This is a genomic window from Pseudorhodobacter sp., assembly GCF_030452865.1.
GTDB lineage: Bacteria > Pseudomonadota > Alphaproteobacteria > Rhodobacterales > Rhodobacteraceae > Pseudorhodobacter.
Map to the genome: position 1 here is coordinate 1 of NZ_JAKDLJ010000325.1, position 4,167 is coordinate 4,167.

Below are 4,167 nucleotides of genomic sequence, written 5' to 3' on the forward strand. Positions count from 1 at the left end.
AAGGCCAGCAACGGGCGCGGCAAGCGGTTCAAGCCGTTGACGATACGATCAAATGTGCTGAACCCCGGATCGGCGTATTCCGCGCCAAGCTGGTTCAGCGCCGCCATTTGCGCCTCGGCGGACAGTTCCATCCGGCGGGTGGCAGAGGGGGTAAACACCTCCGCCACCCCTTTCGCCGCCGCCCCGAGACTGCCAATCGCAGCGGGGGAGCCGAGAAGCCCGGAGATCAACCCCATGCCGCCACCCGTGCGTTGTGCTGTGCTGGGGTCAGGCGGTATTTCGCGGACATGAATTCCTCCGCCCGTGTGATCCAGCCGCCTTTGCCCCCATCCCGTCGCCGCGCATATTTGCGACTTGCGGGGCGGCCATCCGCCAGACGGTAGTAGTAATTGCGCCGCGCAATGGCATAGGCATCCGACAGAAACCCCGGTGCCGCCTCTGCCGCGCGCTGTGCCGCGGCGATGGTCTGCGGCCCGATCGCGCCATCCGGCACGCAAGCAAAGCCCATATCCGTCAGCAGGCGTTGCAGCACCTTCACCGCGTTGGTCCCCGCATTCACCATCATGTCAAAGACCGAAGCCTGCAACATCTCGGGCAGTTGCGACACACCGGGGCGCTCAAAATAATGCTCTACGAATATCTGCACTGCCTGCTCGCGGGTCAGGCGTTTGACATCCGCCGCGTCCACCGCGCCATCGCCTGTCAGATCAAGGCCCAGACGCTGCATGGTGTGCATCGTTACGCCGTATTTCGTCGCCCCACCGGGATCATCGGGATCATCGACAAAGCCACCCTCGCGGGCGACGATTTCCTTCGCAATTTCCTGAACTGACTGCATTCCGGCCTCCATAACCGGGGTCCAGCGCCCCGGCGTAGCAGTCAGAATGGGTAAACACCGTTAACGGACGTCAAATCAACCGTTCGGCGCGACATAGGTGCCTTGCGCTTTCAGCGCCTCGATCACCTCTTTCGGCATATAGGTTTCGTCGTGTTTGGCCAGAATCTCGCTGGCAACGAATACGCCTGCCACCATCCTGCCGGTGCCGACGACGCCTTCTTTCTCGGCAAATAGATCAGGCAGAATGCCGGTAAAGCTGACCGGAACCGTCGCCGCGCCATCGGTCACGCGAAAGGTCACGGTTTCGCCCTGCCCGCGCACAAGGGAGCCTTCTTCGACCAGGCCGCCAAGGCGAAACGTCTCATTCGGTCCCGGCGGGTCCGACATCACCTGCACGGGCGCACGGAAAAAGTTGATACCGTCGCGCATGGCATAGCCGATCAACCCGGTGGACAGCGCCAGCGCTACAAAGGCGAGCAGGATCATCTGAATCCGCCGTTTTTTCTTCAGGCCTTTGATCATCCGCGCAATTCCCGACTTGTTTCCTTGGCAATACAGCGTTTACCACATCACCAGCCCCATCGCATGGGGCAGGATGTAGCAGCCCTACGCCGCTTCAAAAGTGATCTTACGGCGCAGGAACTGTGTGGCCTTGTTGCTGACGCGGGCCGGATCGCCGGTGGTCAGAAATTTCACACCTGTACCAGTCCCGCGAAACTCCGGTCGCCGCTCCAGATAATCGGCCAGCGCCTCGGCGGTCAGGTCCGGTTGCGAATAGACGGTCACGTCCGGCCCCAACGCTTCGGCAAAAACCTTCTCGACCAGCGGGAAATGGGTACAGCCCAAAACAGCAGCTTGCGGTTTCGGCATCCGCCGCAGCAGCGCCTCTACATGGCTGCGCACCAGCGCCTCGGCCAGCATTTCATCGCCCTGTTCAATCGCATCGACCACGCCGCCGCAAGGCTGCGCTTCCACATCGACGCCAATCGCACGGAACGCCAGTTCCCGCTGAAACGCGCGGCTTGCGACCGTCGCGGGCGTCGCAAACAGCGCCACATGCTTCACATCCACCTCACGCGGGGGGGAGTTGTCGCCCCATTGCCGCTCCGTCACCGCCTCGATCATCGGGACGAACACGCCCAGAACGCGCTTGTCACCCGGCAGCCACGTCTCCTGCATCCGTTTCAGCGCAGCGGCAGAGGCGGTGTTGCAGGCCAGAATGATCAGATCGCAGCCCTCCGCCCACAGTCTTTCAACCGCAGCACAGGTCAGGTTGAAGATATCATCCGCCGTGCGGGTGCCATAAGGCGCATTGGCATTATCGCCAAGGTATACAAAAGCCTGATCCGGCATCCGTTTGACCAGAGCATCCAGAACCGTCAGCCCGCCAAGGCCGGAATCGAAAACACCAACTGCCATCACGCCCTCATCGTTTCCGGGGTCTCGCGCCCCTGCGCGGCCATCTTAGGCCGCGCAGGGGTCACGCGAAAGGGGCTATTCCGCTGCGATTGCCGGATTGGCGTGCAGCGCCCGCATCAATTCCGCGCGCCGTTTTGCCGCTTTTGCGGCGTTCTTATCCTTGACAGGGCCATAGCCAAGAATGGTCAGCGGCAATTCGGCCAGTTCCTGCGCGGCGGTGTGTTTGTCGGCGCGGTACAGCGCGAAAACCTCCGCCATATCCGCCTCATACTCCGGGATCATCGCGCGTTCCATCTTGCGCTCCGCCGTATAGGCGAATACGTCAAAAGCCGTGCCGCGCAAAGTTTTCATCCGGGCAAGCAAGCGGAACGCCGGGATGATCCATGCGCCAAACGCCCGCTTTTTCGGGCGACCCAAGGCATCCTTGCCGCCCGGCAACAACGGTGGGGCCAGGTGGAATGTCGGACGCAGATCGCCGTCAAACTCCTGCCGCGCTTTCTCCATCGTGCTCAGGTGCAGGCGCGCGACCTCATATTCATCCTTGATTGCCAAGAGCTTGTAGAAACCCTTTGCCACAGGGATGCGCAGGGGTTCGGGAGCGGCATCTACCAAGGCCCGGAAGCGTTTGCCCAATGACTCATCGCCATAATCCGCCAGTTTGGCGACACGGTACGCAATCGGGTCAATCACCTCTGGCGGCGTCGGATGCAGCAGTTTTTGCGCCTGATCGGGGTGAACCATCGCCCAACGGCCAATACCAAAGGCGCGCAGGTTACGCTCCGGCCCGGCCCCGTTCAACTGAATCGCCTGTTCAATCGCGTCCAGCGTCAGCGGGATAAGCCCTTGTTGCCACGCCGCACCAAACACCATCATATTGGAATAGATGCTATCGCCCAGCGTGATTCGCGCCAATTCGGAGGTATCAAGGAAGGCCACGCGGTCTTGCAACCGAGCTTGCAAAGACAGCTCCAACCTGTCGGAAGGAATACGGAATTCGGTGTTGCGCGTAAACTCCCCCGTCACGATTTCGTGGGAGTTTATCACGCCACCGGTGCGCCCCGTGGTCATCAACCCCAAGGTCTTGGCCCCGGCCGAGACCACCAGATCGCCGCCGATCACCGCGTCCGTCTCACCCACTGCGACGCGGATTGCCGAGATATCCTCCGGCCGGTTGGCAATGCGGCAATGAATATGCACCGCACCGCCCTTTTGCGCCAGCCCGGCCATCTCCATCATGCCGGCACCCTTGCCATCGACATGCGCTGCCATCGCCAGAATCGCGCCAATGGTCACAGCGCCGGTGCCGCCAACCCCGGTGACGAGGATATTGTAGGTGCCATCAATCGCGGGCAGGCTTGGGACCGGCAAGTCAGCAAGTTCCACCACCGCCGTCGGATCTTTGCGCATCTTCGCGCCTTCCAAGGTCACAAAAGACGGGCAAAACCCTGAAACGCATGAATAATCCTTGTTGCAGGAGGATTGGTCAATCGCGCGTTTGCGGCCCAATTCGGTTTCCACCGGCACGATGGAAACGCAATTCGACTGCACCCCGCAATCGCCGCAGCCTTCGCAAACATCGGTATTGATGAACACGCGCTTGTCCGGATCGGGGAAATCACCCTTCTTGCGGCGACGACGCTTTTCCGCAGCACAGGTCTGCACATAAACAATGACTGACACGCCCTTGATTTGGCGGAACTTTTCCTGAACCGTCAGCATATCTTCGCGCTTGTGAATTTCGGCCTTCGACGAGAACTTCGACAGGTCCACCGCTTCTTTCGGGTCATAGACCACGGCAACATTTTGCACCCCCATGGCCAGAACCTCATCCACCACGCGGTAAGGGGTCAAATCCCCTTCGTTCGGCTGACCTCCGGTCATCGCAACGGCATCATTATAAAGGAGTTTGT

5 protein-coding genes are annotated in these 4,167 nt (G+C 60.7%); all 5 read right to left on the reverse strand.

Going from position 1 to position 4,167, the window contains the following annotated elements:
• Positions 1 to 236: 3TM-type holin (locus L0H65_RS15510; protein ID WP_301459961.1), on the reverse strand; the 236-nt coding region annotated here is incomplete at its 3' end.
• Complete coding sequence (locus L0H65_RS15515; protein WP_301459963.1) at positions 227 to 838, reverse strand: holin-associated N-acetylmuramidase; 612 nt, start codon at positions 836 to 838, stop codon at positions 227 to 229. The genes L0H65_RS15515 and L0H65_RS15510, both read right to left, overlap by 10 nt.
• A 75-nt stretch (positions 839 to 913) precedes the next feature.
• Positions 914 to 1,357: a cytochrome c maturation protein CcmE gene (gene ccmE / locus L0H65_RS15520; RefSeq protein ID WP_301459968.1), complete on the reverse strand. Its 444-nt coding sequence runs from the start codon at positions 1,355 to 1,357 to the stop codon at positions 914 to 916.
• Between the two features lie 87 nt (positions 1,358 to 1,444).
• Positions 1,445 to 2,257 carry a glutamate racemase gene (gene murI / locus L0H65_RS15525; protein WP_301459966.1) on the reverse strand — a complete coding sequence of 271 codons (813 nt, stop codon included), beginning with the start codon at positions 2,255 to 2,257 and terminating at the stop codon, positions 1,445 to 1,447.
• Between the two features lie 75 nt (positions 2,258 to 2,332).
• The coding region (locus L0H65_RS15530; protein ID WP_301459967.1) for a DUF6537 domain-containing protein at positions 2,333 to 4,167 on the reverse strand (1,835 nt) is incomplete at its 5' end.